This is a genomic window from Citrobacter sp. C1 (assembly GCF_014596895.2).
Classification (GTDB): domain Bacteria; phylum Pseudomonadota; class Gammaproteobacteria; order Enterobacterales; family Enterobacteriaceae; genus Citrobacter; species Citrobacter gillenii.
The window spans coordinates 1535609-1560183 of sequence record NZ_CP115035.1; the positions used below are offsets into that span (position 1 = coordinate 1535609).

A 24575-nucleotide genomic window follows, 5' to 3' on the forward strand; every position below is an offset into this window, starting at 1 on the left:
CGTCATTATTCCACTCCGTACCGGCCCGTCATCCGACCGATGCTGCTAACGAATGCCACCAGGCTGATACCAAGCGGCGCAATTTTCTGGTGATGCTTCTTGAGGATCGGCGGAACGACTGCATTCCATTTCGGCTTAGGCCTGCATTTCAGTGCCTGCTGAATCTCTGCCACGCATTTACGTCCCTGTGTGCGGATAGCGTTATCCTGTTCTGGTGTCATGCTGACTCCCGTCGAGCGAGAAGTTTCGCTCCGAAAGACATCAATTCGTCCCGTTCCACAGTTGCGAAGTGGCAGTGTGTACGCGGGTACGGATGCCAGATGATGAGCATACTTCCCTTGTTATTGCCGCTTACGGGCTTACCGGTGACCGGGTTGATAAATGCCAGCCGCCCGGCGGTGATGAATCGAACTTCGCTGGCAGACTGAATAGCTTCCCGGAACCAGCCAACCGATGTATCAGCTGGAACCAGCATGACGGTGCCGATCTGGTTCTTGCTCTCCGCTGCGGCTTTCTTCACGAACGGTGTGATGTCGCTGTATGGCGGGTTCAACCATGCGTAGCCTGGGGTCTGCATATGCTCGAACCACGGCGTTTCCAGCGTGTTCTGCTCGGCTGTGATGAACTTTCGACACAGTGTATTGTGCGGCGCGGCGGCCGCGTCCAGTTGAAAGCAGAATTCAGCATCCAGCGCGGTGAAGAGTGCCGGTGGTGTGCGCCACAAATCACGCTGATCCGCTGGCGTGTTGCTTCCGGTATAATCAGTCACTACTCACCTCCCCATAACGACCACGATGCTCACGCCTACGGTCGTCTACGTAGGTTGGTTGAACCGGTCCGACTGCCATCCAAATCGGCCTGAATGACGCCTCTAAGTTGGCGTACCAGACTTCCTTTTCGTATCTTTCCAGAAGCCTTTCTTCCATGGTCGGCTTCTGGTAATCGTTATTAGCGATAGCTGCAAAGCAACGAGCCAGCACCTCAGCTTTGGTGCCGGATCGCTTTGGTGGGCGCAGATATCCCGCCCCGGTGAGAGGTGCTGACATGGATAATTCCTTGTTGAGTTAAATCAGAACTGGATCGAATCGTCGAATTGTTGAGATGGCTGACTGTTGGATGGTTGCTGGTTATTGCCTGAAGTGGCGAATCCAATGCGAGCGTTTAACAGTTCGAGAGTTATAGACTGACCGTTCTGCCCCTGGTAAACATCCACCTTGATATTCTCTCCGGTAATTTCAACGATTCCACCTTCAACTAGAACGTTTCGGTAGTAATCAGCTTGCGCCCCAGGCTTTGCAAAAACGGCTGCGCTGTAGTTAGTCCATTCTTTTTGTTTGCTCTGGCGATCGTAATACTGAACGCCTGCGCGGATATTAAATCCGATGTTTTCACCCGCCTGAAACTCACGTGCTGCTTTGTTTAAGCGTACTGTTATTGAATGCGCCATTAAGCGATAACTCCTTCAAGTTCATCTTTTCGAATGTTGTAAACGTCCTGAGCTTTCTGTTGCTCATCAGTACCTTCGAGCATTTTCCATGCTTTAGCGAACGCCTGTTTAAGTTCATCGACTGATGTTTTTTGTGCTGCTGCATCAGTGAATGCCTTCAGGATCTGCTCAGGAGTAGGGGATGGTTTTGATTGTTTAGCTGGCGCGGAATTCTGCTGATGTTTGTGCTCATCAGTATCAGCATCTTTGGAGTCATCAATGCCGAACAATCCGTTAAGGCAATATTTGCGAGCGTAAGAGCTTGTAGCGCCAGTAACCTGAGCGGCATCCATGCCTTTCTTGCTTTCCTCTTCTCGCGCCATAGAGGTTGCTGTGTGCTTATTTTCACCATCCGTGATGGTCGCCGTAGCCTTGACGTAATACCGATCGCCAATCAACACGATTTCATCGCTAATCGACAGGAAAAGCCCTTTCAGTAGCGGCTTAACTCCTTCGAGAATGTCCTCGCAGCTGCGGTATTTATATTTACCGAACGAGTTGTACTGATTCTTTGGCGCATTCAAATGCTCCTGGATGGATGCCAGTCGCTCATAAAATGTGGAGCTCATAATTACCTCAGAATGGAAGTTCGGAATGGTTAGCCAGGAACTCGCATTTATTCATGCGCTCACGCTTAGCCATAGACAGGCAGAAGCTTTTCATCGACTTGTTGCCTGACTTGCGCCAGTAAAGCGCCTCAGTAACGTGGTACTGGCGCTTAATGCGGCTGAGTTCTGGTGTTCTTGCTAAATCGACAGGAATCATCTTTCACCTCAGTAGTTAATTTGTGTTCTCGGCACCAGACCATCCATCAGCGCTTTCAGGACTTCGATCGCCTGGTCTCGTGAGATGCTGGTATTAGCGGTGAGTGCGTTAACGATTTCAGTACCAACGACCTTGCGGTGCTTCACGTCAGCTTCACGCTTTGCCTTTTCGTCAGCGATGCGTTTCTCCTCAGCTAGTCGCGCAGCTTCTTTCGCTTCAGCCTCACGCTTAATGCGATCTGCTTCTTCCTGAGCTTTGCGCTGTTCCGCTTCAATGGCTGCTTTCTTCTCTTCTTCAGCTTTCGCCGCGGCGTCTTTAGCTTCCTGCTCGGCACGTTCTTGTGCTTGCTTAGCCAGTAATTCAGCCCGTGATCTTGCTGCAATCGCATCCTCTTCGCGTTTCTTTGCCGCCGCCAGTTCAGCTGCTGCTTTCTCTTCGGCTTCGCGCTTAGCCTGTTCTGCTGCCTGGCGCTTTAATTCTTCTTCATGGGCCAGTCGCTGGCGTTCGGCTTCTTCAGCTTTCTCTTTGGCTTCACGGTCATGTTTTTCGTTCATGAGCAGGGCAATTTCGTGGTCGGACTCAAACCGCTTACGGTCTTCCTCTGCTTTAATCCTGGCGGCTTCCTCTGCCTTAATTCGTTCCTGCTCGGCTTCCCACTCGGTTAGCGGTCGGCGCACTTCATCTTTCAGCGCGTCCAGACGTTCACGAACAATGCGGCGGCTCTCATCAATCTGTTTTGGCAATGCTTTCAGCTCTGCTACAAGGTCTTTACCGGCGTTGTCGATGTACGTTTTGGAACGCGCAACCTTGTGCGCCATGGATGCGATAGCATCACGACCTTTCTTGGTGGATACATCCGGCACCAGGCTACGAGCTTCTCTCTCAATTTTTTCAATGATGGGATCGAGCTGCTCGTTATTGGTGAATACAGCCATTGCGCTCGATTTTTCGATAACGACTAAATCAGTTACTTCACTCATGGTCTCTCCTGAAATTTGGTTGTGCGCTTCCCGTCTGCGATAGCCGGACGAGTAGGGGAATGGGGGATGTATTTGAAGCGGTATTAAATTTCGCGGATTAACTCGAAATCACCGCAAGAAGAATCGCTAACTACTGGGGCGCGGACTAATACAGCATCCATATCACCCCAATCTCTGCGTAATTGCTTATTTGATGGCAACTGTCTACCCAAAGCCTCAAACACTACAGCGCTGTCGAAATCGAATTTTGCACGACCATCCATAACGAAATATTCAAATTCTTGCATAACTACCCCTCAATGACTCAATCCACCACCAAGCCCACTGAGATAAACCTCAACGAGCAACTCTTTCGTATAAGTGCGCTCACATCCGCGATGGAGGTACAACTTCCCGCGCTTATGTGCTGATGCTGTCCATGTCGCATCTTTGTGCTTAACCAGCATTCCTGGCTGAACAGCGCCACGGTTAACTTCCTGCGTTCCGTAATGATGTAGGCTCATGATTTACCCTCCACCTGCTGCAATAACCCGGATAAATCCATCTGCCAGCGGTTCATTGTGATTTTCTCGCGAGGTTTATCGACTGATGAGAGTTGCCACTCGTTGTCGTTGAGTTTTGATGCGTGGTACAGCTTGCCGTTGTGGGTGACTGTCATGACTTAGCCTCCTGCTTTTCTTTGATGTCAGCGCGGAGGTGAATTTCACGACCATCGGGAAGTGAAAATACTTTTATGTCGTCGGTCTTCGCGAGGTAATGAGCTGTGGCATGAAGAACCTGGTCAGTAACATCAAACTTCTCGCCAATAAATTTCATTGCGCCAAAAGCAAAGTTCTTTGCTGGCTTTGCTCTTCCAGCGTATATGCGGTTGGTAAGTCCGCTGCGATTCACCATGATTGGATTGCTCATAATATCTCCGCGCTTAAGCCGCGCCGCTGAACGTAAAGACCTCTGCATGCAAAAAAAACCGTAGTTGCAGAATGTTGGTAAGCGGTGGATAGCCGCCGTGATAACAGAGCACCCTCGTGAAGGCGCTGTGGTATCAGCAATAAAAAACCCGCCGGAGCGGGTCTATTTGTTTAATGAAAGAGCTGATGTTCTTGGCCAGTAATACTTAGGCTTAGCTCGCGAGCCGGGTTTCGGCCCAACACATACGATGTAGCTTTCTTCCTTTCTTGGTGTTGTTGCTGCATCAAGTTCATGACGGAACCTTGACTGTAAAATACTTTTCCCTGCTGGTATCACTTCGACCACATCACCAACCTTCACCTTCCACCCTCCATTTGCCTGACTTGACCAAATTACCTCATCACCTTCCTTGAATTTTCTTACTGGCTGATATGCCATCGCCTTACCCTCTGTTTGTATCGTGAGCTAATAAAAAGGCAGCCTAAGCGACCTATAATTTATTCTCTATTGCTGCTTGGTGGTTGTGCTGCGCCGTCTGTACGACCATCTCAGCAAACTTGTTGGCAACATTCTTGCGGATACCTTCGTTAACATACTCTGCAATCTGGAGGTCAATGTCCTTGTTGATACCCTTGAGTTTCTCCTGAACGACATCCTGAACACGCTTCCCAGTAAGCCAGGTAATCAGCCGCGTTTTACCGCTGTAGCTGTCAGCAAAGTTTCCGTTATCGTCCACCTTCTTCTCAAGCAAGCCATCGAATGTGCGCTTGATAAGGTCGGTAATGGTCAGACAGTCTTGCGTGTCACCCCACTTATCAGTGATGGTCACTTCTTTTTCCAACCAGTCATCAGCGAACTGAACAGCCTTTTGTTCGATTGCTTTTCTGGCCGCGACGATTGACTCGTTGATGGCAGCATTAATCTGCTGCGAGGCTTCTTTCTCAACTTTTGCCAGACAGTCTCGAGATATAGCCGCTTTTACACCTGATATAATCTGGTGCTTAACTTCCTCATCCATGTCGCCATCTTCGCCAAGCCATTCCAAATCTACTGTGATGTTAAGTTTCATTTTCTACCCTCATAAGTTAATTAACGCGCCGTAACCGATTTGCTGCTGCGATGGCCAGCTGAGTACAGCGCCACATCAGGCAAGCAAATTGATCCTGAATACTGGCTAACCATCGTGGTAATGGTCACAACCTCTGATCGCATCGACGGCTTGCGTTTACACTGCAACTGAACGCGTGATTCGGTAGGGCGGTGCAATGCTTCAGAGCTTGCCGTCACTTCGTTCTGTAACGCTGCACGACGCTCTCTGCGACGTCCTGATGCTGAACCGTTGAATGATGTTCTACGTGTCATGGGAACCTCAAAAATCTGGAAGTAATGCGCCCCGTATTGAGGCGCCTTGTTCATTTGATGTTTTTATTGAGGATCCGGTAGACAGATTCTTTTATCTGACCCATCTCAAGGAGGCTGTCCAACATCATGCGTTTCTCTTGTGCCGTCTTGCAGTTGGCTTCAATGAATAATGCGGCTTTCATGGCGTTCATAATTTTTCCTTTTCGAAATGCGCTTTGGTGGTGACGTGTCACGATGCTTATCTCCGTGATTGCTGTCTCGCAGCTGCAGTTCACATCACCCCAAAGCACATTGCTTGGTTGTCAGGCTTTGCAGCCTCGTAGTCGAATGTTCGACGTTGTGTAAAGAGCATCACCGTCCTGGTGAGTAGTGCGTCCTGTTGATGGGATAACAATACAAAATGTACTAAATAACGTCAATACAAAATGTACTTAAAATTGGTGTAAAAATGCGAAGCGTATGATTTTTAAAGTGAAATATTTTTATTGGCAATAAAAAACCCGCCGGAGCGGGTTAGTGGGATTGGGGATTTGTTACAGGCCTTGCCATTTAGCTTCTATGACTACGCCTATTATGCGGCAGTTACCATTAACTGGAATCATGTGGTAGCTGGGATTTAGTGGCTTCAGGTAGCGCTGACCGGCGTCAACGACGTACTTTTTAAAAGTTGCCTCGTTCTCAGTGTCGAGCTTTGCGATCACCAGTCGGCCATTTGTCGCCTCTACATTTGGGTCGACAAGAATCTGCATTCCCTCTGGGATACTAAGGCCTGTTGGCGAGGTCATTGAGTCTCCGCGCACAGTTAACCAGAACGATCTGTCGCTGGCATTTGCGGTGGTCTCTGGCCAAACCTCTATTTCCTCAATGCGATATGGCTCTATTGCTTCGCACCAGTTACCGGCGCTTACCCAGCTAATAAGAGGGAAGCTTTTAGCTTCGGCATTTGAGCGTGGATTAGAAACGTTTCCCATCTCCCCGTCAGGGTAATCAACCATACCATCCGACGTGAGGATTAATTCTTTGAGGCCCAACTGCTTCATTATCGAAGCTATATCATCAATGCTCGGCTCTCGACGCCCATTAAGCCAATGACCAATCGCACCCTGAGTTTTGCCAAGCGATTCCGCCAGCTTATCCTGGGTGATGCCTAATTGTTTCATCCTGGCTTTCGCCAGTTCATTCCACGGTGTCTTCATCACCCGATTATTACGAGTTGTATTAACAGTGACAACACACAAAATGTATTAATCCTCTTGCATTTATTCAGTACGGTTTGTATTATTGATTCACGTACTCACCCAGGAGATAACCGATGAGCAATCTTCGGATGAATAGGGAAGCCGCTAAGGTGTCCCAAACAGCTTTAGCAGAAAAGGTCGGCTGCACTCAGGGTGCGATTGGTCATTACGAATCAGGACGTAGACAGCCTGATTTAAAAACCTGCCGCAAGCTGGTAGAGGCTCTGAATGCCTTCGGCGCTAACGTACAGTTAGATGATGTGTTCCCACCAGAACACCACGCCGCTTAAGAAATACCGCTCCTTTCACAATGGCCGTCCGGCCTACGTAGCTGAAAAGCTAACTTCAAAAAAACAACAAACATGGCTCTGCGTGTCTGCGCATGGCCTTTTAACTATTTCACACCAAAGGAATTATCACAGATGGATAACACAACTACCCGAAACAAAACTCAGGCTCGAAAAATCGAGTCTTGGATCCTGAATCAGATTGCCATGCGTGGCTCCACTAACGTAGCCAAAGCGCTGGGTATGGATAAGTCAGGCATTACCCGCTGGAAGGAAAGCATGCTGCCGAAGCTGTCGATGCTTCTTGCTGTTCTGGAGTGGGGCGTTGTCGATGACGACATGGCCAGGTTAGCGAAAGAGGTTGCTTCAATCCTCAAAAATGAAAAGACGCCCAGCTGCGGTAACAGTCTGGACGCCTAAAAGCACTGTGTTATGTCAACAAAGTTGCAGGAGTAATTATGGCAAATATCGCCAGAGTATACAACTTCCCTGGGGCTGACTCGGGGGATCAGGAGTCTCGCGTGGCAGAACTCGATGACGGATACACCCGTATCGCTAACGAGCTGCTGGAATCCATTGCAAGTGCTGATTTAACTGCTCGCCAGCTAAAGTTGATGCTGGCGTATATCAGGAAAACATACGGCTTCAATAAGAAATCAGATCGCATTGCCGATGAGCAAATCGCTCAAATTACCTGCCTGTCCAGGCAGAACGTAAACAAGGCAAAAAAAGAGCTGCTTTCAATGAACTGTCTGTTTCTGGATGGAAGCAAAATTGGCGTGAACAAGGAGGTTTCTGCATGGCGTTTCAGCAAGTGTCTCCAAGTTAGCAATTTTGTCTCCAAATCAGAGACACGAAATGTCTCCAAGTTAGAGACAAGTGAAGTCTCGAAGTTAGAGACACACAAAAGACATTCTTTAAAGACAAATAAAGACAATATAAATAATCCCCCTATAGTCCCCCAGGCTGTAATTCCTCCAAAGCCTGAAAAGACACAAAAACGAGCCACTCAATTCCCTAAGGACTTCACGACCACTGAAGGAAATCTGAAATTAGCAACTGAGCTTGGCGTCGACCTGCAAAGCGAAGTATCGGCTTTCTCAGATCACCACCAATCGAAAGGTTCAACGTTCAAGGACTGGAACCTTGCGCTTAACACCTGGCTGAGAAATGCGGCGAAGTTCGGAAGGAGAACACAACCTGTTGCGAGAAACTCTTCTCGATCACTGCCAGAAAATTTTGCTGGCAAAGACTATGGCCAGACAGAAATCCCTGATTGGGCGAGGTGATCATGCAGCTTCATGAAAAAATATCTCAGATTGAGAGGAAACTCGAAGAACTCAAAGTCGCCCCTCTAGATATTCAGTACACAACCGTTGAGTTTGGCACTGGAAACTGTGAGAAACATGGTGAGTTTGAGCAACGTAACCGCATATCAACCGGGCCAATAAAACTCCCCACTAGGCCTAGTGAGTGTCCTTCTTGTCTGCAAGAAGAATTGGACCTTCTTAATCGCGAACTTGACCAACAAAACCGTGCGGTCAGAGAGCGAAACATTGAGCGACTGATGCTCGACCTGCAGATACCTGAACGATTCTCAGAATGCACACTTGATAACTACGATCCTGCCAGCGACGACTCGAAGCGTGCTCTGCGAGTATGCCAGGCCTATGCCAGTAAGTGGCCTGAAAGGCTTAAGCGTGGCGGTGGATTGGTCATGTGTGGAAAGCCTGGAACCGGTAAAAATCATCTTGCACTGGCAATAGCAAAGCGCGTCATCGAAGAGCATCAAAGTCCAGTCGCTTTCACCACGGCGCTAAAAATTGCCAGGGAGTTCAAATCGACATGGTCAAAGGCGGCTACGAGAACCGAAGACGAAGTTATCAGGCAGTTCACCAAGCCTGACCTGCTGATCATCGATGAGGTCGGGGTACAGTTTGGAAGCGAAGCGGAAAAGCTGATCATGTTCGAAATCATCAACACCCGATACGAGCGCATGAAGCCAACCATCCTGATTAGCAACCAGACCAAAGAAGAATTGGCTGCATTCATTGGTGAGCGCGTCATAGACCGCATGAGCGACGGCGGTGGCTGCACTCTGTCATTCACCTGGGATTCATACCGCTCTAAGGGGGCCGCATGATGGACAGCGTAAAGCAACGCATTCTTGATTACGTATCAGCTAACCAGCCAGCCAATGTCGATCTGATTTACAAGGAAGTCGGCATCAGTCGCAACCGCTACTACGAAGAGGCGAAAGAGCTTCGTTTCATGGGAAGGTTGCGCAGTGTTCCTGGTATTGGCGTATTCCCCGGCGAAAAGGCGTTCCAGCAATGGCTGAAGAATGGCGGCGGCGAGGCCATCAGGCAGCGTGCCGTTGATGCTAACCAGAGTAGCCAGGTAGCAAAAGGCGTTATCAAGAAAGATAAAACCAATAGTGACGATCCGAAGATGTTCACCCCATACAACCCGGAGAATAACGGTGTTGTAGCGGAGTTCATGCAGAGCGATGCACGCAAGCGGCTGATGATGATTTACGGGAGAACTGGAGCATGAAAGAAGCACGTAACACGCGAGAGATTATCGAAGCTGAGTACCCGGAATTTCCCGAGACCATTCTCCACGCTGAACTATGCCGTGCCTGTGCTCGCGTAGACGGTCGCAGCATCAAGCAGTCACTCAAGGCCTTTGCTCTGGCACGTATCGAAAAGGTTGAGAGCAAGCCACTTAAAGGCGCACTTGAGCAGATGGCATCAAGCATGTTTCCAGAGACAGAGATAGCCCGTATACGCTCCTGTGTAGGTCGCATGGAGTCGGCGCTGGTTAAGACATTCGGAGTGAAGCGAGCGTGACCTGCATTCGAATACCTAACGGAATTATCTGCACGTATCCAACTTACCGTTTGCGCCTTGAAGACGGAACCTGCGTTTTCATGTCATGGCATGACTACTGCGGGCCAGAGTTTTATCGAGACAAAAACGAACGTCGCTGGATTGATGAATGGTGGGAAAACCCACTCATTGTAAAGGCGCTCGATTGGTTCACCGGCAGAGGAAATCGCGCATGACTGAAGCCTACATAGCAGAGCTATCTGCAAGCGTGGCCGTGATAGTCGGCCTTTTTTATGCCCGGAGGAAATGGTGAAAGAAACAATATTTTTATGCGCTCTTTATCTCATTGCCGGATTTGCTATGGGCTTTGCTGTTTTTTCTCCCGGGAAGGAGCACGTAAACGAACTCAAAGCAAAGGCTGCTGTAGCGGTATACGAGGGAAGAGCGGTCTGCGAAAAGGCTCTAGACCAGTGGGTATGCAGTATTCCAAAAGATTAACAGGCTCGCATAGCGGGCCTTTTTTATGAGGGTAGGATTATGACTAGCAGAGAAAAATTCGAAGCTTGGTGTATCAACCGGCTTATTTCAGTTACCAGCATGGTTGGTTGTGATTCATATCAAAGTTGGAGAACCAGAGAATTATGGGCTTCATGGCAAGCAGCGCAAACAGCATCAGAGCAAAAACTCACAGACATGGCAGTACAGCTCGCTAACGCCGAGAGCAAGTGCAGGGAGCTGGCGGCGGAGAATGTAACGCTGAATGACAAAATGAATAAGCTCGCAACCTGGCCTGGTATCGAGTTCTATTCGTCTGCATGGGAGTTCTGCAATCTTGATGGGAACGATGCGCTTGAGTTCATGTGCGATGTCAAAACCCCAGCTACCGACTCTTTCCTGGCTGAAGTGCGGGCTCAGGGTGTTGATGCTGCAATCGATCACCTTAGCAAGAAGTTCGAAGGAACTGGTCACATCGGAGTGCCGGTGATGGCGCTTGAGTGGCTGGCGCAGGAACTTCGCAAAGGAGCTGCGCTATGAGCAATGCTATCGATGCACATCTCACCGATGAAGTGATCAACGCCGCATTTGAAAATACCAATTTCGGGCGCGACGACTTTCGCACCATCCTGGCTGAAACCGTTATGAAACGAGCCGCTGGTTATCACTCTGGCTGGACGGCGACGACCATTTGTACTCGTCTCAAGCTGCTGGGTAAGCAGGAGCGTCCAACAAAACTAGGCCTGACGTTTGCCTTTCACCACTACTACCGCCAGAGCGTCCGCGATGCGCTGATGCCAAAACAGGAGGCAGCCCAATGACAGCACTCAACAAACAGTCGCTGCGTGAAGCGGCGCAGGAAGAAATCATGCTGCGCTCTGTCAGTGACACCTCTGACGCTTGGCAGGATGAGGCAAGCCCGGAAGCTGTTCTGGCGCTGCTGGATGAGCTGGAAGCCGCAGAGAAGCGCATAGCAGAACTGGAGGCGCGGACGGTGAAACTTCCAACCGGCACTGAAGTTAATGGATTTCATATGCTGATTGAAGAAGAAGTAATAGCTCGACTGAGAGAGTCTGGAGTTAACCCAATTGTTGTCCGCGCCGCTGGCATTGGCGTGAAGGGAGAGTGAGATATGTGTAATACACCCGCAGCATGGAATTTAACCCTTAATGTCGAATGTCCTGAGTGCGAGGAATACTTCGATCTAACTAACCATGATGATTTTTGGGTAGACGCTCGATTTGGCGCATGTGAGCACGGAACACCGGCTACGCGTGGGGTTGATGTTGAATGCCCTGAGTGTCATCACGAATTTAAAGTCGATTTTGAATACTGAGGACTAACCCATGACAACTAACAACCACCCGGCGCACGGTCCTGTATCACTCGAGCGCCTGCACCAGATACGCGAAATACTCAGCAAAGCAGCAGCACAAAGCGACGGCGGTAATCTCAGCTACGCAATGGCTGATGCTGTGAAGGTTATTGATGAAGTCCTGAATGCTGAGCCGGTGGCGTACATGACATACAAGGGCTATCTACTGCATGCGGCTGACCCTAAACTGGCAGAATATAGCGAGCCGATGCCACTCTACGCAGCACCACAGTTACCGCAGCCAGCGGTGTTATCAGTGTCTGAGGGCGTGCTTAAAAGCCTCTTACCCGATGTTGAGAAGTCCGAGTTCTGGTTTGATCATAATGGGAAAATCTTTTTTGAAGGTGTGAGGTTTAACAATGCGGTATTTGAAGCCTGCCGCGCCGCCATGCTTCAGGCTGGCAACTCTCCGGTAATCCCGGATGGTTTGGCCGCAGCCGCACCTTCCGGTATCCAAATGATTCCGGATGGTTACGTGATGGTGCCTAAGGAGCCGACGGCGAAGATGTATGATGCAGGCGACCAGCAGATGGCAACGAAACAGGTGTGGGATGCAATGATCGCAGCCGCCCCGCAACCACAAAACTCACCACAAAATATTCCTGAAATTATTCCTGGATGGATTCCGGTAAGCGAGCGGATGCCTGAAGTTGGCGTTAAAGTTCTGTGCTTCCCGGTGGAAGATGAACCAATTCACGCATCATTCAATGGGCAGTTATGGCTTCAGGACATTTCGTGGAGTGTTAGCGATGAGAGCATTGATAACGTCATATCGTGCAATGTGACTCACTGGATGCCACTGCCAGCATCACCGCAGCAGGAGGTGAAATCCGCGCTTGAACATGGAATGCAGCGTTACGCCGGTGCTATGCAAAAACTGTCTGAAGGGGATAAGTGATGCCGCCAGTTAAAGTAGTAATAATCACTCTAGTTATGATGGTTGTTGCCAGATTAATGACCGGAGAGATGGGAGCAATTTGGTAATAGCTAACGCAACGTCAAGCAACATTACCCACCATCAAAATTAGTGTTATAATTATGTCGCAGTCGGATTGAGCACCCGGCTGTGACCTCTGCATCTGATTGGGAAATTAGATGCGAAACACAAAGAGTACGACCTACCATATCCCGTCAGCGTTATCTAATGCTGAGGGTTTTCTGCATTCTGCGTTACCTCTCGAAGGTGGCGTATGAATATCCCAGAGCAGGGTATCAAGCTGCATGCTGGCAACTTCGCCGCCATCGGTCAGCACCTGCAACCATACCTCAATGACGGTCAATGCTATCGCCTCCAGTTAAAACCATGGAGAGAGAAGCGCAGCCTGTCGCAGAACTCACTTCTTCATATGTGGCTGGGAGAAATCAGCGAATACCTGATTAAATCCGGCCGCACCGACGCCACCCCTGATTGGGTCAAGCGCAACCTCAAAAAGACATACCTCGGCTGCGAGGAAGTTACCTACACCGACTTCATCACCGGCACCAAAGAAACCACCTGGGAGCCTCGCCACACGTCTCAACTCGATACTGGAGAGATGCACATCTTCCTGTGCAAAGTCGAAGCGTGGTGCGCTCAGTTTGGTCTGGCGCTGACTATCCCATCAGGTTGTGAATTCCAACAATTGCGCGATAAGCAGGAGGCGTAATGAATATCTATCAACGCATTAACGGCGCTGACTGGCGCAATATTTGGGTGGTTGGCGATCTGCATGGTTGCTACACAAACCTGATAGGGAAACTGGATGAACTCAAATTCGACCCGGCCCATGACCTACTTATCTCCGTCGGTGACCTTATCGACCGCGGCGCTGAAAACGTAGAGTGCCTGGAGCTGATTATGATGCCGTGGTTCCGGGCGGTACGCGGCAACCACGAGCAGATGATGATCGACGGCCTGTCAGAGTATGGCAACGTCAATCACTGGCTGATGAATGGCGGCGGTTGGTTCTTCAATCTCGATTATGACAAAGAGGTTTTAGCTAAGGCGCTGGTACACAAAGCAGCTGAACTTCCGCTGGTCATCGAACTGGTGACCGGTGATAAGAAGATTGTTATCTGCCATGCCGACTACCCGGCGGGAGTCTATGAGTTCGAAAAGGATATCGACGAAGAGCAGACGATCTGGAACAGAGAACGTATTTCCAATTCACAAGACGGGAATCATCACGAAATCACTGGTGCCGACCTGTTTATCTTCGGCCACACGCCAGCCCGCCAACCCCTCAAATATGCCAATCAGATGTACATCGATACCGGTGCCGTGTTCTGCGGAAACCTTACTCTGGTGCAGGTTCAGGGTGGTGCCCATGCGTAAACCAGATCGCCGCACCTGCAAAATCTGCAAGACCAAATTCACCGCCACCTACGACAACGTATGGTGGTGCTGTCCTGAGCATGGCTACGAATACAGCCAGCAAATAATCGCCAAGAAGAAGCTGGAATCAGACCGCAAGCGCAAACAGGAAGCGCAGCAGGAACGCCGTGAGCTGAAGATCCGCAAGAAAGCCTTGCAACCACTTAGCCAATATCACAAACGCGCCCAGATAGCGTTTAACGCGTTTATTCGCCAGCGTGATGCAGGGCAACCGTGTATCAGTTGTGGGCGTAACTCCGGCGCGAAGATGAACGCTGGTCACTTCCGCACTGTCGGTGCATCACCAGAAACCCGCTACGACGAAACCAACTGCCATATCCAGTGTGAGGCATGCAACTCATATCTGTCAGGGAATATCGGCGAATACCGCCCGCGCCTGATCGCCAAGATTGGACAGGCATCTTACGACCGTCTGATGGGCCCACACGAAGCAAAGAAATGGACCCGTGAAGAACTCGACGCACTGGCAGCGCACTACCGCGCAAAGCTCAAAGAACTGAAACAGCAGGAGGCCGCATGACCCGCACCGATATCGACAACTATCAGCGCTCGTCAGTAGAGCGTGCTACCAGGCTGACTCCTTACGCAAGAAGTGAAATATCCCGGATTGATAGAGAGACAGCAGAGCTTCAGAAACGCATCGATCGGAACAACGAATTACGCCGTGAAATCATCAACCGCGCAAACATCAATAAGGGTCCGTCAGCATGAATACTCAATACCTGCAGTTTGTACGGGAGCAACTCATTGTAGCTACGGCTGACCTTAGCGGTGCGACGAAAGGCCAACTGGTAGCGTTTGCTGAGAACGCGATGTTTGAATCGACTCCGCGCAGCCGTTCTCGTCTGAAGGTGGTTAATCCTGCTAACGGTCGCCTGATGAATCCAACCAGCCCACCAATTCCCGGGCAGCAATCACGCGCAAAAGGTTCATCTATCGCACTGGTGCAACCTGTTGAGTATTCGACAGCATCATGGCGTCGTGCAGTGCTGTCGCTCGATGAACACCAGAAAGCATGGTTACTCTGGAACTATAGCGAGAATGTGCGATGGGAAAATCAGGTTTCGATCACCCAATGGGCATGGGCAGAGTTTAAATCTTCTCTTGGCAGAAAGAAGGTAGCGGGGAAGACGCTTGATAGATTGAAGGCGCTTATATGGTTAGCGGCGCAGGACGTGAAAGCAGAACTTGCAGGGCGCGAAACTTACGAATATCAGAAACTGGCTGAACTGGTTGGCGTCACGCCAAAAAACTGGTCTGAGACATTTACCGATCGATGGCTGGAGATGAAACGCACATTCATGCGTCTTGATAGCAGCGCTTTATTGCAAGTAACGCGATCACGTTCACAACAAAAGGCGACAAATTTAGATGTAAGTCTTGCAAAACTGGATTGAAAAGCATATATTTCATGTAAATCTGATATTGTGCCAATGTTGTATGCACTGGCGGTATCGAAGAATTCAGAGCCTGAGGTTAACGCCTTGGGCTTTTTATTTGCCTGTAGCTCAGAGGAAAGAGCATCTGCCTTCTAAGCAGTCGGTCGCTGGTTCGAATCCAGCCGGGCGAACGAAATATCCTACCCAGGACCATAAGAGCGAAAGCTCAACGCACTACCCTCATCTTGCCAGCCTAACCGCTGGCTTTTTTATTCGCGCCCATCCATACAGCTAAACACTTACCCCTTAAACGCAATGGGTGAGGCGCTTCTCTACAACGCACAGCTCCCGCTTCATTTGCGAGGAGAGAGACTATGAAGATGCCCTACAAACAAGACTTCATCGCTGCTTTGCTAGCTGCCAAAGAGCAGGGCATTGGTGCGATTCTGGCATTCATCATGGCGTATCTGCGTGGCCGCTATAACGGAGACACGCTATCAAAGACGCTTATTGATGGATTGATGTGCGCGATGTTTGCCTGGTTCGTAAGAGACATTCTCGTGTTCATCGGTCTGAGTACAAACCTTGCCTATATCGGCAGCGTGTTTATTGGCTATCTGGGAACGGCAACAATCGGATCGCTTATCAAAAAATTCACTGCCAAGAAGGTAGGGGTGGATGATGCAAGCAATTAACTCGCAGCGTAAAGCATTCCTCGACATGCTGGCGTGGTCAGAAGGCACTGACAAGAAAGGACAACCTACAAACAACCGTGGGTACGATGTGATTGTCGGTGGATCGTTATTCACTGATTATTCAGATCACCCTCGTAAGCTGGTAACGCTGAATCAGAAACTCAAATCTACAGCAGCCGGTAGATATCAGTTGCTGTCTCGTTGGTGGGATGCCTACCGCAAGCAGCTTGGCCTGAAAGACTTCTCTCCTGCGAGTCAGGATGCTGTCGCATTGCAGCAGATTAAAGAACGCCGAGCACTTGAGCTAATCGACGCCGGTGACATCCGTCAGGCCATCGATCGCTGCAGCAATATCTGGGCCTCACTCCCCGGGTCGGGTTACGGTCAGTTTGAACATAAAGCAGATAACCTAATCGCCAAATTCAAAGAGGCTGGCGGAACGGTAAACGAGCCAAAATCATGAGCCGCGTAACCGCCGCTATATGGGCTGTGATTATCTGCCTGCTGGTATCGCTTGGATGGGCTGTTAATCACTACCGCGATAACGCCACCGAATACAAGAAGCAGCGCGATGAGAAAACTCAGGCGCTGAATCTGGCTAACGCCACTATCACCGATATGACAACCCGGCAGCGAGATGTTGCTGCTCTGGATGCCAAATACACGAAGGACTTAGCTGATGCGAAAAAGCAGCTTGATGATCTGCAGCGTTGCGTTAGCACTGGTAAGTGTGGGTTGCGCGTCAATGCCAAGTGTCCAGCGAACGGATCGTCCGGCACCGGCAGCCTGGGCGATGCTTCCGGCCCCCGACTTACAGACTCCGCTCAACGGGATTATTTCACCCTCAGAGAGCGAATCGTCACAGTGACGAAGCAGGTTGGCTATTTGCAGGAATACATCAACACGCAGTGCCTGAAATGAATCCTCCCGACAAGGATCAGATTGTGTAACCCCGTAGGAGGTGATCACTATCTTGGCGGCTCGGAACAGACGAGAAGTGGCGGCGCAACTATGGGAATACGTGGCAATGCGGCGAACAACCCAACGAACACACAGGATATGACAATGAATTTTGGACAAGCACTTGAGGCCGTTAAGAGCGGCGCAAAGATTTACCGTGAAGGCTGGAATGGCAAGGGTCAATTCGTCATCAAAGCTGGCGGCTACACAGTAAGCGAGTCGCGGCCTGGTTCTGATTATGCGCGCGCTGGTATCGTCGGCGAATTCACTATTCAGCCTCATCTCGACCTGAAGAATGCACAAGGCCATATGCAGCCGGGCTGGGTGCCATCACAAGGCGATCTGTTTGCCGAAGACTGGCTTGCTGAACCCGTAGCGGAATAGCCATTCCAAAGCGTCTTTACTGGGGCGCTTGATAATGGCTTATCCCAACAACCGGAGCCAACAATGGCAGAGATTACCGCATTGACAGAATTACAGCAGATGAACCTCGACATCCTTCGCCTGGTGCAGAGTGATACCGCAGCAGCAGAAAAGGCAATCACCTTCGTTAAGGGTAGCAAGCTGAACTTTGAGCTATTCAAAGACCAACTGGTACTGGCTGCCGGTGAAGGTACCGCGCTGGCTCGTGCTGAGAAGTCGATCCGCGAAGCTAAAGAAGCACTGGACCTGTTCACTACCGGAGCGTAATCATGGCAAACGTTGTTGATTTGGGTAAGGAGAAGAAATTCCCTATTACCCAAGAGCTATACGAGCGTTTGGAAAGCGTCATACATGATTACGATGGTGAAATCAGTTTATGTGAGGCGCTTGGTACGTTAGAGCTACTTAAATCAGTATTGATTAGTGAAGGTGCAGAGCATGCCGCTAAAGAAGGGTAAATCAAAAAAGGTTATCGGTGAAAACATCGCAACCGAAATCAAGTCAGGAAAGAAACCTGACCAGGCTATCGCCATTGCTATGAGCAAGGCTGGCAAGAAGAAAAAGAAAGGAAAATAATTATGGCAGCGCCAAAGGGCAACCGATTCTGGGAGGCCCGCAGTAGTCATGGGCGTAACCCGAAATTCGAATCGCCTGAGGTGCTGTGGGCTGCATGCTGTGAGTATTTCACGTGGGTGGAAGAGCATCCGCTTTGGGAGATGAAGGCGTTTGCGTATCAGGGTGAGGTGACGCAAGAGCCCATCGCCAAGATGCGCGCAATGACCATCACCGGCCTGACGCTATTCCTCGATGTGACGCTTGAAACATGGCGCACATATCGAATGCGAGAAGATTTATCTGAAGTCGTCACGCGAGCAGAGCAAATCATCTACGACCAGAAGTTTTCCGGCGCAGCAGCTGACCTACTGAACGCCAACATCATCGCCCGTGATCTGGGCCTCAAAGAGCAGTCGCAAGTTGAAGACGTGACACCTGATAAGGGAGATCGCGATAAGCGACGCTCTCGAATTCAGGAGTTACTCAAACGTGGAAGCCGAAGCGATTCTTGATGACCTGACAGAAGATGAGCAGATCGAATTGCTCGAACTCCTGGAGGAAGAGGAGCGGTACCGGGAAACGCATCAACTGTACGACTTCACGCCGTACGGAAAACAGCGAGAGTTTATCGACGCTGGCGCTGACTACCCTGAACGCTGCTTCATGGCTGGTAACCAGTTGGGCAAGTCCTACACTGGCGGCGCAGAGGTAGCATTCCATCTCACTGGACGCTATCCCGGCACGAAAGGTTATCCGACTGATGGAGCATATGGCGAATCGTGGGGCGGTAAACGCTTCTATGAGCCCGTCGTATTCTGGGTGGGTGGTGAGACCAACGAAACCGTAACGAAGACGACACAGCGCATTCTGTGCGGTCGCATCGAAGAGAATGATGAGCCTGGCTACGGGTCAATCCCGAAAGAGGACATCATCAGCTGGAAGAAGTCTCCATTCTTCCCGAACCTTGTCGATCACCTCCTGATAAAGCACCACAACGCCGACGGCGCAGAAGATGGCATTTCCATCTGCTACTTCAAGCCGTACTCGCAGGGCCGCGCCCGCTGGCAGGGTGACACAATCCACGGCGTCTGGTTCGATGAAGAACCGCCATACAGTATCTACGGCGAAGGACTGACCCGTACCAACAAATACGGACAGTTCTCAATGCTGACGTTTACCCCGCTGATGGGTATGTCAGACGTCGTTACCAAATTTCTGAAGAACCCGAGTAAGGCGCAGAAGGTTGTCACCATGACAATCTACGACGCCGATCACTACAGCGACGAGCTGAAAGAGCAAATTGTTGCCGGTTACCCTGAGCATGAGCGTGAAGCTCGAGCCCGTGGCATACCGACAATGGGTAGTGGTCGAATCTTCCAGATACCTGAAGAGACCATCAAGTGCCAGCCGTTCGAATGCCCCGATCATTTCTACGTTATCGACGCACAAGACTTTGGCTGGGATCACCCACAGGCTCACATCCAGTTGTGGTGGGATAAAGACGAGGATGTGTTCTACCTGTCCAGGGTATGGAAGAAGTCAGAAAACACCGCCGTTCAAGCGTGGGGTGCCGTTAAGTCATGGGCAAGCAAGATGCCAGTAGCGTGGCCACACGATGGTCATCAGCATGAAAAGGGAGGCGGAGCACAGCTCAAGAAACAATACGCTGATGCTGGATTCTCCATGCTCCCTGAACACGCCACATTTGCTGATGGTGGTAACTCAGTTGAGTCAGGGCTGATAGAGCTCAGAGACCTGATGCTGGAAGGGCGATTCAGAGTATTTAACACCTGTGAACCTTTCTTCGAAGAGTTCCGACTGTACCACCGTGACGAAAACGGGAAGATCGCCAAGACCAATGACGATGTTCTCGATGCTGTTCGTTACGGCTACATGATGCGCCGCTTCGCTAAGTTGATGCGCGACATTAAGAAGCCAAAAGAGAAGAAAGCCCCAGCACCAATCAGGCCCATCGCACGGAGAACTTAAATGGCCGATAACGAAAGACTCAACTCCATCCTGTGCAAGTTCGACATGGACTGGATGTCGAGTGATGAAGCCAGAACCGAGGCGACCAACGACCTGTATTTCAGCCGGGTTAGCCAATGGGATGACTGGCTATCTGAATACACCACCTTGCAGTATCGCGGACAGTTCGATGTTGTCCGTCCTGTCGTGCGTAAGCTCGTCGCTGAGATGCGCAAGAACCCGATTGATGTCATGTACCGCCCGAAGGATGGCGCAGCACCTGATAGTGCCGATGTCCTCATGGGCATGTACCGTACTGATATGCGCCACAACACCGCGAAGATATCGGTAAACGTTGGCGTTCGTGAGCAGATTGAGGCTGGCGTAGGTGCCTGGCGTCTGGTTGCTGAGCACGAAGACCAGGACCCGACCAGCAATAACCAGGTGATCCGTCGCGTTCCGATCCACGAAGCTTGCTCCCATGTAATCTGGGACTGCAACAGTAAGCAGATGGACAAGAGCGATGCCCGGCACTGCACCATCATCAACCCAATGAGCACGGACGGCTGGAAACAGTACGCTGAAGAGCATGGGCTTGATGAAGAGGAAATGCCTAGCTTTCAGTCACCTGATAGCAACTGGCTTTTCCCGTGGATCAGCAAAGATGTTGTCTACGTCGGCGAGTATTACGAGGTAGAAGAGAAGAAAGAAACTGTCTTTATCTACATCGACCCGATGACGGGCGAACCTGTCAGCTACTTCAAGCGTGACATCAAAGATGTGATCGACGAACTGGCCGAGCGCGGCATGCAGAAGGTGGCGGAGAAGAAAGTAACCCGGCGCCGGGTGTACAAATCAATCATCACCTGCACCTCAGTGTTGAAGGATCGCGAGCTTATCGCCGGTGAGCATATCCCGATTGTGCCGGTTTTTGGCGAGTGGTCATTCGCAGGCGACAAAGAGGTGTATGAGGGTGTAGTTCGCCTGACGAAAGACGGGCAACGCCTGCGCAACATGATCATGTCGTTCAACGCTGACATCGTCGCGCGAAACCCGCAGAAGAAGCCGTTCTTCTATCCCGAGCAGATCGCCGGATATGAGCACATGTACAGCGGCACTGATGCCTACCCGTATTACCTGATCAACAGAACTGACGAGAATGGTGGCGACCTGCCACCTACTCCGGTTGCATACATGGAGGAGCCAGCCGTTCCTCAGGCCAACGCCTACATGCTTGAAGCCGCAACTCAGTCGGTTAATCAGGTTGCGACGATGGGTGTTGATGCTGACGCCGCTAACGGTCAGGTGGCATTCGATACCGTCAACCAGCTCAACATGCGTGCCGACCTTGAGACGTACGTCTTTCAGGATAACCTCGCCACTGCTATGCGCCGTGACGGGGAGATTTACGCCTCGATGGTTAACGACATCTACGACGTTCCGCGCAACGTGATGATGACGCTGGAAGACGGCAGCGAGAAGCAGGTTCAACTGCTTACTCAGGTTGTCGATTATCAGTCCGGGCAGGTGGTGACGCTCAACGATATTCGCGGCCGGTACGAGTGCTATACCGACGTTGGCCCGTCATTCCAGAGCATGAAAGACCAGAACCGCGCAGAGATTCAGGAGCTGCTCGCCAAGGTTCCGCCAAGCACGCCGGAATGGCAGATGCTGCTGCTCCAGTACTTCACCCTGCTTGACGGTAAAGGTGTCGAGATGATGCGCGAGTACGCGAACAAGCAACTCGTCACGATGGGCCTTAAGAAACCTGAAACACCTGAAGAAATGCAGATGGTTCAGGAGGCGCAACAGCAACCGCAGCAGCCATCACCAGAGCAGCTACAGGCTCAAGGTGTCCTGCTTACCGGTCAGGCCGATCTACTCAACGCGCAGGTTAAGCAACAGCAACTGCAGGTTGACGCAGCCAAGGTTGAAAGTGTCAACCAGCTCAACCAGGCGAAGATTGCTGAAATCTTCAACAACATGGATCTCGATAAGCAAGCCGCATTCCGCGACTTCCTCGACCTCATGCAGCGCGCTCAGAACGAAAGCGCTGCTGATGCGCGAGCAAACGCAGATCTTCTACTCAAAGGCGCTGGACAGCGGCATAAGCAGCAGCTGGACGTAGCCAACCTCCTGCAATCGCAGAGACAAACACCCCCCTCCGGCGGCGTAGCCGAGATTCCTCAATAAGAGAGAGCTAAACATGAAAGATACCAACGTAATTCAGGCAACTGAAGACTCAACTCTGTCCGGCACTCAGGCGGCGGCACCCGCTGATGGCTTAGTTATCGATAATGCCAACGATAACGCAGAACTGGATACAGGCTTCGATGTTGTCCTGAGTGACGATGAGGGTAAGCAGAAACAAGACCCGGAAACCAACGCGAAATTTGCAGCTAAGCGCCTGGAGCGCAAGCGTCAACGCGACCTTGAGCAACAGGCGGAAGCTGTTAAGCGTGGCGAGTTGCCGGAGAACTTACGGGTTACCCCAGATCTCCCTCCACAGCCAAACGTTAACGACTTCTTTGGTGATGATGCCTTATACAGCAAGTACAACGGTGACACTGCCATGGCGTCGGCTGCATTCCAGCAGGCCAATAACGAATGGAGTACCAAAGCTCAGGACGCGCGCAGCAATGCGGTAGCCGAGCAGGGGCGCAAGACTCAGGAGTACACCCAGCAATCAACGCAACACGTCGAGGCAGCCCGTAAACACTACGACGCTGCGGAAAAACTCAATCTTCCTGACTACCAGGCGAAAGAAGATGCGTTTTCTCAGATGGTTCCGCCACAGGTAACCGTCGATATCATGCGCCTCTTCCCTGAGAAATCCGCAGCGCTCGTATATCACCTGGGTGCAAACCCGGAGACCACCCGTCGAATCTTGTCGATGGATGGGCAGTCAGCGCTGATTGAACTCACTCGACTCTCTGAACGTTTAACTCTCAAGCCGCGCGGTAAGCAAGTATCCGAAGCCCCAGCCCCTGACGAACCGGTGCAGGGCCAGGCCGTCGCCGCCAACGTTGCAGCGCTCCAGAAGAAGATGGAAGCCGCAGCTAACAAAGGCGACGTAGTGCTTTACCGCCAGCTGAAATCTCAGCTTAAAGGAATCAAATAATGAGCTTAAAAGAAGGCCAACTGGTCACGTATGCAATCGATGAGATCATCGAGACTGTTCAAAACCTGACGCCAATGGCGTCAAAAACCACCAAGTACACCCCGGAAGCTGACTCAATGCAGCGTTCCGGTAACACCGTTTGGATGCCACTCGAGCAGGAAGCGCCAACTCAGGAAGGTTGGGATCTGACCAACAAGTCAACCAACGTTCTGGAGTTGTCAGTTAAATGCAACATGGGCCTGCCGGATAACGACTTCTTCCAGCTGCGCGCTGACGATCTGCGTGATGAGCGCTCGTACCGCCGTCGCATCCAGGCATCAGCCAAGAAGTTGGCGAACAACATCGAAACGGCTATCGCCAAGCAGGCCACGGAAATGGGATCACTGGTCGTGCATGACTCGCGCTCTATTGGTCCGGCTACCGGCCTGAGCGGTTGGGATTTCCTGTCCTCCGCTGAAGAACTGATGTTTGCGCGCGAACTTAACCGCGACATGGGCATCAGCTACTTCCTGAACCCATCTGACTATCGCAAGTCCGGTCGTGATCTGACTGCTGGCGATATCTTCGGGCGCGTACCGGAAGAGGCATATCGCAACGGAACGATCCAGAAGCAAGTTGCTGGCTTTGATGACGTCCTGCGTTCGCCAAAACTGCCAACTGTCGTTGGTTCCACCGTCACCGGCATCACCGTCACCGGCGCGCAGAAGTTTAAGCCACAGGCTTACATTACTGACACCGACGGCAACAACGAGAACGTTGATAACCGTGTCGCAACGGTAGTTGTATCAGCATCTGCGGGCCTGAAGCGTGGCGACAAGATCAGCTTTGCTGGCGTGAAATACCTGTCGCAGATGGCGAAGAACGTCCTCACCGACGACGCCACCTTCTCTATCACCCGTGTTATCGATGGTACTCACATCGAGATCACTCCGAAACCGGTAGCTCTCGACGACGCCGCGCTGACTGCGGAAGAGAAGGCCTACGCCAACGTGAACACTTCGCTGGCTGCAGCTGCACCGATCACGTTGCTGAACACCACCACGACCACCGCCAACATCGGCTGGGCTGATGACTCTATTCGACTGCTGTCACAGCCGATCCCGCTTAACCATGAGCTGTTCTCTGGCATGAAAACCCAGTCTTTCAGCATTCCTGGTGTTGGCATTAACGGCATCTTTGCTACCCAGGGTGATATCAACACCCTGACTGGTAAGTGCCGTATCGCGGTCTGGTATTCAGCTTGCGCTGTTCGCCCGGAAGCAATCGTCGTCGGCCTTCCTGGTCAGGCGTAATAACTCAACCACCTAGGGGCTTCGGCCCCTTTTATCCTTGGTGAATTATGTTCCTGAAAATAAGCCAGAAGGGTTCGATC

General features: G+C 51.0%; 43 protein-coding genes and 1 tRNA gene. 29 read left to right on the forward strand and 15 right to left on the reverse strand.

Translation table 11 applies throughout. The features are described from left to right. Positions 1 to 5 precede the first annotated feature (5 nt). The 15 genes from IB214_RS07295 to IB214_RS07365 form a co-directional block, all read right to left on the reverse strand. Positions 6 to 221, reverse strand: coding sequence for a hypothetical protein (locus IB214_RS07295; RefSeq protein ID WP_117343690.1), 216 nt, complete (start codon positions 219 to 221; stop codon positions 6 to 8). Continuing rightward, entirely contained in the window at positions 218 to 769 is a 552-nt protein-coding gene (locus IB214_RS07300) for a phage N-6-adenine-methyltransferase (protein WP_117343691.1), read from the reverse strand. Before IB214_RS07300 ends, IB214_RS07295 begins: the two co-directional genes overlap by 4 nt. A 300-nt stretch (positions 770 to 1069) precedes the next feature. After that, positions 1070 to 1447 (reverse strand): hypothetical protein, encoded by a 378-nt coding sequence (locus tag IB214_RS07305; protein ID WP_117343693.1) that lies wholly within the window; start codon positions 1445 to 1447, stop codon positions 1070 to 1072. Beyond that, positions 1447 to 2055: an ERF family protein gene (locus tag IB214_RS07310; protein WP_117343694.1), complete on the reverse strand. Its 609-nt coding sequence runs from the start codon at positions 2053 to 2055 to the stop codon at positions 1447 to 1449. Before IB214_RS07310 ends, IB214_RS07305 begins: the two co-directional genes overlap by 1 nt. Positions 2056 to 2062: 7 nt before the next feature. Further along, positions 2063 to 2251: a hypothetical protein gene (locus tag IB214_RS07315; RefSeq protein ID WP_117343695.1), complete on the reverse strand. Its 189-nt coding sequence runs from the start codon at positions 2249 to 2251 to the stop codon at positions 2063 to 2065. Between the two features lie 8 nt (positions 2252 to 2259). Continuing rightward, positions 2260 to 3231 carry a hypothetical protein gene (locus tag IB214_RS07320; RefSeq protein WP_117343696.1) on the reverse strand — a complete coding sequence of 324 codons (972 nt, stop codon included), beginning with the start codon at positions 3229 to 3231 and terminating at the stop codon, positions 2260 to 2262. 83 nt (positions 3232 to 3314) lie between these two features. Continuing rightward, positions 3315 to 3518 carry a hypothetical protein gene (locus tag IB214_RS07325; protein ID WP_047500187.1) on the reverse strand — a complete coding sequence of 68 codons (204 nt, stop codon included), beginning with the start codon at positions 3516 to 3518 and terminating at the stop codon, positions 3315 to 3317. Positions 3519 to 3527: 9 nt separating this feature from the next. After that, positions 3528 to 3734, reverse strand: coding sequence for a phage encoded cell division inhibitor protein (locus tag IB214_RS07330; RefSeq protein WP_047500189.1), 207 nt, complete (start codon positions 3732 to 3734; stop codon positions 3528 to 3530). Continuing rightward, positions 3731 to 3889 carry a hypothetical protein gene (locus IB214_RS07335; protein WP_164496624.1) on the reverse strand — a complete coding sequence of 53 codons (159 nt, stop codon included), beginning with the start codon at positions 3887 to 3889 and terminating at the stop codon, positions 3731 to 3733. Before IB214_RS07335 ends, IB214_RS07330 begins: the two co-directional genes overlap by 4 nt. After that, positions 3886 to 4140, reverse strand: a complete 255-nt coding sequence (locus tag IB214_RS07340; RefSeq protein ID WP_117343697.1) for a hypothetical protein — start codon at positions 4138 to 4140, stop codon at positions 3886 to 3888. The genes IB214_RS07335 and IB214_RS07340 overlap by 4 nt, the downstream gene beginning before the upstream one ends. A gap of 162 nt (positions 4141 to 4302) precedes the next feature. Further along, positions 4303 to 4578, reverse strand: a complete 276-nt coding sequence (locus tag IB214_RS07345; RefSeq protein ID WP_117343698.1) for a hypothetical protein — start codon at positions 4576 to 4578, stop codon at positions 4303 to 4305. 52 nt (positions 4579 to 4630) lie between these two features. Beyond that, positions 4631 to 5209 carry a hypothetical protein gene (locus IB214_RS07350; protein ID WP_117343699.1) on the reverse strand — a complete coding sequence of 193 codons (579 nt, stop codon included), beginning with the start codon at positions 5207 to 5209 and terminating at the stop codon, positions 4631 to 4633. Positions 5210 to 5229: 20 nt separating this feature from the next. Further along, complete coding sequence (locus IB214_RS07355) at positions 5230 to 5502, reverse strand: antitermination protein N (protein ID WP_117343773.1); 273 nt, start codon at positions 5500 to 5502, stop codon at positions 5230 to 5232. A 50-nt stretch (positions 5503 to 5552) separates the two neighbouring features. Continuing rightward, a complete protein-coding gene (locus IB214_RS07360) occupies positions 5553 to 5693 on the reverse strand; it encodes a hypothetical protein (protein ID WP_162835195.1) in 141 nt (46 codons plus the stop codon). A gap of 342 nt (positions 5694 to 6035) precedes the next feature. Next, positions 6036 to 6698 carry a LexA family transcriptional regulator gene (locus IB214_RS07365; RefSeq protein WP_117343700.1) on the reverse strand — a complete coding sequence of 221 codons (663 nt, stop codon included), beginning with the start codon at positions 6696 to 6698 and terminating at the stop codon, positions 6036 to 6038. Between the two features lie 116 nt (positions 6699 to 6814). Here IB214_RS07365 and IB214_RS07370 point away from each other — a divergent pair, with 116 nt between their 5' ends. The 29 genes from IB214_RS07370 (at position 6815) to IB214_RS07510 (ending at position 24495) form a co-directional block, all read left to right on the forward strand. Then, positions 6815 to 7030 carry a helix-turn-helix transcriptional regulator gene (locus IB214_RS07370; protein ID WP_047416742.1) on the forward strand — a complete coding sequence of 72 codons (216 nt, stop codon included), beginning with the start codon at positions 6815 to 6817 and terminating at the stop codon, positions 7028 to 7030. Positions 7031 to 7162: 132 nt separating this feature from the next. Next, positions 7163 to 7447: a CII family transcriptional regulator gene (locus IB214_RS07375; RefSeq protein WP_117343701.1), complete on the forward strand. Its 285-nt coding sequence runs from the start codon at positions 7163 to 7165 to the stop codon at positions 7445 to 7447. Positions 7448 to 7485: 38 nt separating this feature from the next. Beyond that, a complete protein-coding gene (locus tag IB214_RS07380; protein ID WP_117343702.1) occupies positions 7486 to 8316 on the forward strand; it encodes a replication protein in 831 nt (276 codons plus the stop codon). Between the two features lie 2 nt (positions 8317 to 8318). Beyond that, positions 8319 to 9170: an ATP-binding protein gene (locus IB214_RS07385; protein WP_117343703.1), complete on the forward strand. Its 852-nt coding sequence runs from the start codon at positions 8319 to 8321 to the stop codon at positions 9168 to 9170. Then, positions 9167 to 9583 (forward strand): hypothetical protein, encoded by a 417-nt coding sequence (locus IB214_RS07390; protein ID WP_117343704.1) that lies wholly within the window; start codon positions 9167 to 9169, stop codon positions 9581 to 9583. The genes IB214_RS07385 and IB214_RS07390 overlap by 4 nt, the downstream gene beginning before the upstream one ends. Further along, positions 9580 to 9879: a hypothetical protein gene (locus IB214_RS07395; protein ID WP_117343705.1), complete on the forward strand. Its 300-nt coding sequence runs from the start codon at positions 9580 to 9582 to the stop codon at positions 9877 to 9879. Before IB214_RS07390 ends, IB214_RS07395 begins: the two co-directional genes overlap by 4 nt. Positions 9880 to 10164: 285 nt before the next feature. Beyond that, the gene (locus IB214_RS07400) at positions 10165 to 10356 is read left to right on the forward strand and encodes a hypothetical protein (protein ID WP_069219620.1); all 192 of its coding nucleotides are present in this window, start codon (positions 10165 to 10167) and stop codon (positions 10354 to 10356) included. 39 nt (positions 10357 to 10395) lie between these two features. Next, positions 10396 to 10893 (forward strand): hypothetical protein, encoded by a 498-nt coding sequence (locus IB214_RS07405; protein ID WP_223240256.1) that lies wholly within the window; start codon positions 10396 to 10398, stop codon positions 10891 to 10893. Then, positions 10890 to 11174: a hypothetical protein gene (locus IB214_RS07410; protein WP_223240255.1), complete on the forward strand. Its 285-nt coding sequence runs from the start codon at positions 10890 to 10892 to the stop codon at positions 11172 to 11174. Before IB214_RS07405 ends, IB214_RS07410 begins: the two co-directional genes overlap by 4 nt. Then, complete coding sequence (locus tag IB214_RS07415) at positions 11171 to 11482, forward strand: ead/Ea22-like family protein (RefSeq protein ID WP_223240254.1); 312 nt, start codon at positions 11171 to 11173, stop codon at positions 11480 to 11482. The genes IB214_RS07410 and IB214_RS07415 overlap by 4 nt, the downstream gene beginning before the upstream one ends. Before the next feature lie 217 nt (positions 11483 to 11699). Beyond that, positions 11700 to 12626, forward strand: a complete 927-nt coding sequence (locus IB214_RS07420) for a DUF551 domain-containing protein (protein ID WP_188249377.1) — start codon at positions 11700 to 11702, stop codon at positions 12624 to 12626. 292 nt (positions 12627 to 12918) lie between these two features. After that, positions 12919 to 13374 (forward strand): YbcN family protein, encoded by a 456-nt coding sequence (locus IB214_RS07425; RefSeq protein WP_117343706.1) that lies wholly within the window; start codon positions 12919 to 12921, stop codon positions 13372 to 13374. Continuing rightward, positions 13374 to 14042 carry a metallophosphoesterase gene (locus IB214_RS07430; RefSeq protein ID WP_117343707.1) on the forward strand — a complete coding sequence of 223 codons (669 nt, stop codon included), beginning with the start codon at positions 13374 to 13376 and terminating at the stop codon, positions 14040 to 14042. Before IB214_RS07425 ends, IB214_RS07430 begins: the two co-directional genes overlap by 1 nt. Next, on the forward strand, positions 14035 to 14622 hold the full coding sequence (locus IB214_RS07435) for a recombination protein NinG (RefSeq protein ID WP_117343708.1): 588 nt from the start codon (positions 14035 to 14037) through the stop codon (positions 14620 to 14622). Before IB214_RS07430 ends, IB214_RS07435 begins: the two co-directional genes overlap by 8 nt. Then, entirely contained in the window at positions 14619 to 14813 is a 195-nt protein-coding gene (locus IB214_RS07440) for a hypothetical protein (protein ID WP_117343709.1), read from the forward strand. The genes IB214_RS07435 and IB214_RS07440 overlap by 4 nt, the downstream gene beginning before the upstream one ends. Further along, a complete protein-coding gene (locus tag IB214_RS07445) occupies positions 14810 to 15499 on the forward strand; it encodes a bacteriophage antitermination protein Q (protein WP_117343710.1) in 690 nt (229 codons plus the stop codon). The genes IB214_RS07440 and IB214_RS07445 overlap by 4 nt, the downstream gene beginning before the upstream one ends. A gap of 100 nt (positions 15500 to 15599) precedes the next feature. Continuing rightward, positions 15600 to 15672 (forward strand) — tRNA-Arg (locus tag IB214_RS07450). A gap of 183 nt (positions 15673 to 15855) precedes the next feature. Next, a complete protein-coding gene (locus IB214_RS07455) occupies positions 15856 to 16176 on the forward strand; it encodes a phage holin, lambda family (RefSeq protein WP_117343711.1) in 321 nt (106 codons plus the stop codon). Further along, positions 16163 to 16639, forward strand: a complete 477-nt coding sequence (locus IB214_RS07460) for a glycoside hydrolase family 104 protein (RefSeq protein ID WP_117343775.1) — start codon at positions 16163 to 16165, stop codon at positions 16637 to 16639. The genes IB214_RS07455 and IB214_RS07460 overlap by 14 nt, the downstream gene beginning before the upstream one ends. Next, a complete protein-coding gene (locus IB214_RS07465) occupies positions 16636 to 17097 on the forward strand; it encodes a lysis protein (RefSeq protein ID WP_117343712.1) in 462 nt (153 codons plus the stop codon). Before IB214_RS07460 ends, IB214_RS07465 begins: the two co-directional genes overlap by 4 nt. A 144-nt stretch (positions 17098 to 17241) precedes the next feature. Further along, positions 17242 to 17520: a DUF2829 domain-containing protein gene (locus IB214_RS07470; protein ID WP_117343713.1), complete on the forward strand. Its 279-nt coding sequence runs from the start codon at positions 17242 to 17244 to the stop codon at positions 17518 to 17520. 63 nt (positions 17521 to 17583) lie between these two features. Then, positions 17584 to 17826 carry a DUF2560 family protein gene (locus IB214_RS07475; RefSeq protein WP_117343714.1) on the forward strand — a complete coding sequence of 81 codons (243 nt, stop codon included), beginning with the start codon at positions 17584 to 17586 and terminating at the stop codon, positions 17824 to 17826. Between the two features lie 2 nt (positions 17827 to 17828). Then, the gene (locus tag IB214_RS07480) at positions 17829 to 18017 is read left to right on the forward strand and encodes a hypothetical protein (RefSeq protein WP_117343715.1); all 189 of its coding nucleotides are present in this window, start codon (positions 17829 to 17831) and stop codon (positions 18015 to 18017) included. Next, positions 17998 to 18135, forward strand: coding sequence for a hypothetical protein (locus tag IB214_RS07485; protein ID WP_164496625.1), 138 nt, complete (start codon positions 17998 to 18000; stop codon positions 18133 to 18135). Before IB214_RS07480 ends, IB214_RS07485 begins: the two co-directional genes overlap by 20 nt. A gap of 2 nt (positions 18136 to 18137) precedes the next feature. Next, a complete protein-coding gene (locus IB214_RS07490; RefSeq protein WP_117343716.1) occupies positions 18138 to 18626 on the forward strand; it encodes a DNA-packaging protein in 489 nt (162 codons plus the stop codon). Continuing rightward, positions 18604 to 20103 (forward strand): terminase large subunit, encoded by a 1500-nt coding sequence (locus tag IB214_RS07495; RefSeq protein WP_117343717.1) that lies wholly within the window; start codon positions 18604 to 18606, stop codon positions 20101 to 20103. The genes IB214_RS07490 and IB214_RS07495 overlap by 23 nt, the downstream gene beginning before the upstream one ends. Then, on the forward strand, positions 20104 to 22275 hold the full coding sequence (locus IB214_RS07500; protein ID WP_117343718.1) for a portal protein: 2172 nt from the start codon (positions 20104 to 20106) through the stop codon (positions 22273 to 22275). A gap of 13 nt (positions 22276 to 22288) precedes the next feature. Then, positions 22289 to 23203, forward strand: coding sequence for a scaffolding protein (locus IB214_RS07505; RefSeq protein WP_117343719.1), 915 nt, complete (start codon positions 22289 to 22291; stop codon positions 23201 to 23203). Further along, entirely contained in the window at positions 23203 to 24495 is a 1293-nt protein-coding gene (locus IB214_RS07510) for a P22 phage major capsid protein family protein (protein ID WP_117343720.1), read from the forward strand. Before IB214_RS07505 ends, IB214_RS07510 begins: the two co-directional genes overlap by 1 nt. The last annotated feature ends 80 nt before the right edge of the window (positions 24496 to 24575 follow it).

What these genes read in the sequence shown, in the direction of transcription:
- IB214_RS07295 (WP_117343690.1), bottom strand. Translation starts at nt 221, where the DNA reads ATGACACCAGAACAGGATAACGCTATCCGCACACAGGGACGTAAATGC.
- IB214_RS07305 (WP_117343693.1), bottom strand. Translation starts at nt 1,447, where the DNA reads ATGGCGCATTCAATAACAGTACGCTTAAACAAAGCAGCACGTGAGTTT.
- IB214_RS07310 (WP_117343694.1), bottom strand. Translation starts at nt 2,055, where the DNA reads ATGAGCTCCACATTTTATGAGCGACTGGCATCCATCCAGGAGCATTTG.
- IB214_RS07315 (WP_117343695.1), bottom strand. Translation starts at nt 2,251, where the DNA reads ATGATTCCTGTCGATTTAGCAAGAACACCAGAACTCAGCCGCATTAAG.
- IB214_RS07320 (WP_117343696.1), bottom strand. Translation starts at nt 3,231, where the DNA reads ATGAGTGAAGTAACTGATTTAGTCGTTATCGAAAAATCGAGCGCAATG.
- IB214_RS07325 (WP_047500187.1), bottom strand. Translation starts at nt 3,518, where the DNA reads ATGCAAGAATTTGAATATTTCGTTATGGATGGTCGTGCAAAATTCGAT.
- IB214_RS07330 (WP_047500189.1), bottom strand. Translation starts at nt 3,734, where the DNA reads ATGAGCCTACATCATTACGGAACGCAGGAAGTTAACCGTGGCGCTGTT.
- IB214_RS07335 (WP_164496624.1), bottom strand. Translation starts at nt 3,889, where the DNA reads ATGACAGTCACCCACAACGGCAAGCTGTACCACGCATCAAAACTCAAC.
- IB214_RS07340 (WP_117343697.1), bottom strand. Translation starts at nt 4,140, where the DNA reads ATGAGCAATCCAATCATGGTGAATCGCAGCGGACTTACCAACCGCATA.
- IB214_RS07345 (WP_117343698.1), bottom strand. Translation starts at nt 4,578, where the DNA reads ATGGCATATCAGCCAGTAAGAAAATTCAAGGAAGGTGATGAGGTAATT.
- IB214_RS07350 (WP_117343699.1), bottom strand. Translation starts at nt 5,209, where the DNA reads ATGAAACTTAACATCACAGTAGATTTGGAATGGCTTGGCGAAGATGGC.
- IB214_RS07355 (WP_117343773.1), bottom strand. Translation starts at nt 5,502, where the DNA reads ATGACACGTAGAACATCATTCAACGGTTCAGCATCAGGACGTCGCAGA.
- IB214_RS07360 (WP_162835195.1), bottom strand. Translation starts at nt 5,693, where the DNA reads ATGAACGCCATGAAAGCCGCATTATTCATTGAAGCCAACTGCAAGACG.
- IB214_RS07365 (WP_117343700.1), bottom strand. Translation starts at nt 6,698, where the DNA reads ATGAAGACACCGTGGAATGAACTGGCGAAAGCCAGGATGAAACAATTA.
- IB214_RS07370 (WP_047416742.1), top strand. Translation starts at nt 6,815, where the DNA reads ATGAGCAATCTTCGGATGAATAGGGAAGCCGCTAAGGTGTCCCAAACA.
- IB214_RS07375 (WP_117343701.1), top strand. Translation starts at nt 7,163, where the DNA reads ATGGATAACACAACTACCCGAAACAAAACTCAGGCTCGAAAAATCGAG.
- IB214_RS07380 (WP_117343702.1), top strand. Translation starts at nt 7,486, where the DNA reads ATGGCAAATATCGCCAGAGTATACAACTTCCCTGGGGCTGACTCGGGG.
- IB214_RS07385 (WP_117343703.1), top strand. Translation starts at nt 8,319, where the DNA reads ATGCAGCTTCATGAAAAAATATCTCAGATTGAGAGGAAACTCGAAGAA.
- IB214_RS07390 (WP_117343704.1), top strand. Translation starts at nt 9,167, where the DNA reads ATGATGGACAGCGTAAAGCAACGCATTCTTGATTACGTATCAGCTAAC.
- IB214_RS07395 (WP_117343705.1), top strand. Translation starts at nt 9,580, where the DNA reads ATGAAAGAAGCACGTAACACGCGAGAGATTATCGAAGCTGAGTACCCG.
- IB214_RS07400 (WP_069219620.1), top strand. Translation starts at nt 10,165, where the DNA reads ATGGTGAAAGAAACAATATTTTTATGCGCTCTTTATCTCATTGCCGGA.
- IB214_RS07405 (WP_223240256.1), top strand. Translation starts at nt 10,396, where the DNA reads ATGACTAGCAGAGAAAAATTCGAAGCTTGGTGTATCAACCGGCTTATT.
- IB214_RS07410 (WP_223240255.1), top strand. Translation starts at nt 10,890, where the DNA reads ATGAGCAATGCTATCGATGCACATCTCACCGATGAAGTGATCAACGCC.
- IB214_RS07415 (WP_223240254.1), top strand. Translation starts at nt 11,171, where the DNA reads ATGACAGCACTCAACAAACAGTCGCTGCGTGAAGCGGCGCAGGAAGAA.
- IB214_RS07420 (WP_188249377.1), top strand. Translation starts at nt 11,700, where the DNA reads ATGACAACTAACAACCACCCGGCGCACGGTCCTGTATCACTCGAGCGC.
- IB214_RS07425 (WP_117343706.1), top strand. Translation starts at nt 12,919, where the DNA reads ATGAATATCCCAGAGCAGGGTATCAAGCTGCATGCTGGCAACTTCGCC.
- IB214_RS07430 (WP_117343707.1), top strand. Translation starts at nt 13,374, where the DNA reads ATGAATATCTATCAACGCATTAACGGCGCTGACTGGCGCAATATTTGG.
- IB214_RS07435 (WP_117343708.1), top strand. Translation starts at nt 14,035, where the DNA reads ATGCGTAAACCAGATCGCCGCACCTGCAAAATCTGCAAGACCAAATTC.
- IB214_RS07440 (WP_117343709.1), top strand. Translation starts at nt 14,619, where the DNA reads ATGACCCGCACCGATATCGACAACTATCAGCGCTCGTCAGTAGAGCGT.
- IB214_RS07445 (WP_117343710.1), top strand. Translation starts at nt 14,810, where the DNA reads ATGAATACTCAATACCTGCAGTTTGTACGGGAGCAACTCATTGTAGCT.
- IB214_RS07455 (WP_117343711.1), top strand. Translation starts at nt 15,856, where the DNA reads ATGAAGATGCCCTACAAACAAGACTTCATCGCTGCTTTGCTAGCTGCC.
- IB214_RS07460 (WP_117343775.1), top strand. Translation starts at nt 16,163, where the DNA reads ATGCAAGCAATTAACTCGCAGCGTAAAGCATTCCTCGACATGCTGGCG.
- IB214_RS07465 (WP_117343712.1), top strand. Translation starts at nt 16,636, where the DNA reads ATGAGCCGCGTAACCGCCGCTATATGGGCTGTGATTATCTGCCTGCTG.
- IB214_RS07470 (WP_117343713.1), top strand. Translation starts at nt 17,242, where the DNA reads ATGAATTTTGGACAAGCACTTGAGGCCGTTAAGAGCGGCGCAAAGATT.
- IB214_RS07475 (WP_117343714.1), top strand. Translation starts at nt 17,584, where the DNA reads ATGGCAGAGATTACCGCATTGACAGAATTACAGCAGATGAACCTCGAC.
- IB214_RS07480 (WP_117343715.1), top strand. Translation starts at nt 17,829, where the DNA reads ATGGCAAACGTTGTTGATTTGGGTAAGGAGAAGAAATTCCCTATTACC.
- IB214_RS07485 (WP_164496625.1), top strand. Translation starts at nt 17,998, where the DNA reads ATGCCGCTAAAGAAGGGTAAATCAAAAAAGGTTATCGGTGAAAACATC.
- IB214_RS07490 (WP_117343716.1), top strand. Translation starts at nt 18,138, where the DNA reads ATGGCAGCGCCAAAGGGCAACCGATTCTGGGAGGCCCGCAGTAGTCAT.
- IB214_RS07500 (WP_117343718.1), top strand. Translation starts at nt 20,104, where the DNA reads ATGGCCGATAACGAAAGACTCAACTCCATCCTGTGCAAGTTCGACATG.
- IB214_RS07505 (WP_117343719.1), top strand. Translation starts at nt 22,289, where the DNA reads ATGAAAGATACCAACGTAATTCAGGCAACTGAAGACTCAACTCTGTCC.
- IB214_RS07510 (WP_117343720.1), top strand. Translation starts at nt 23,203, where the DNA reads ATGAGCTTAAAAGAAGGCCAACTGGTCACGTATGCAATCGATGAGATC.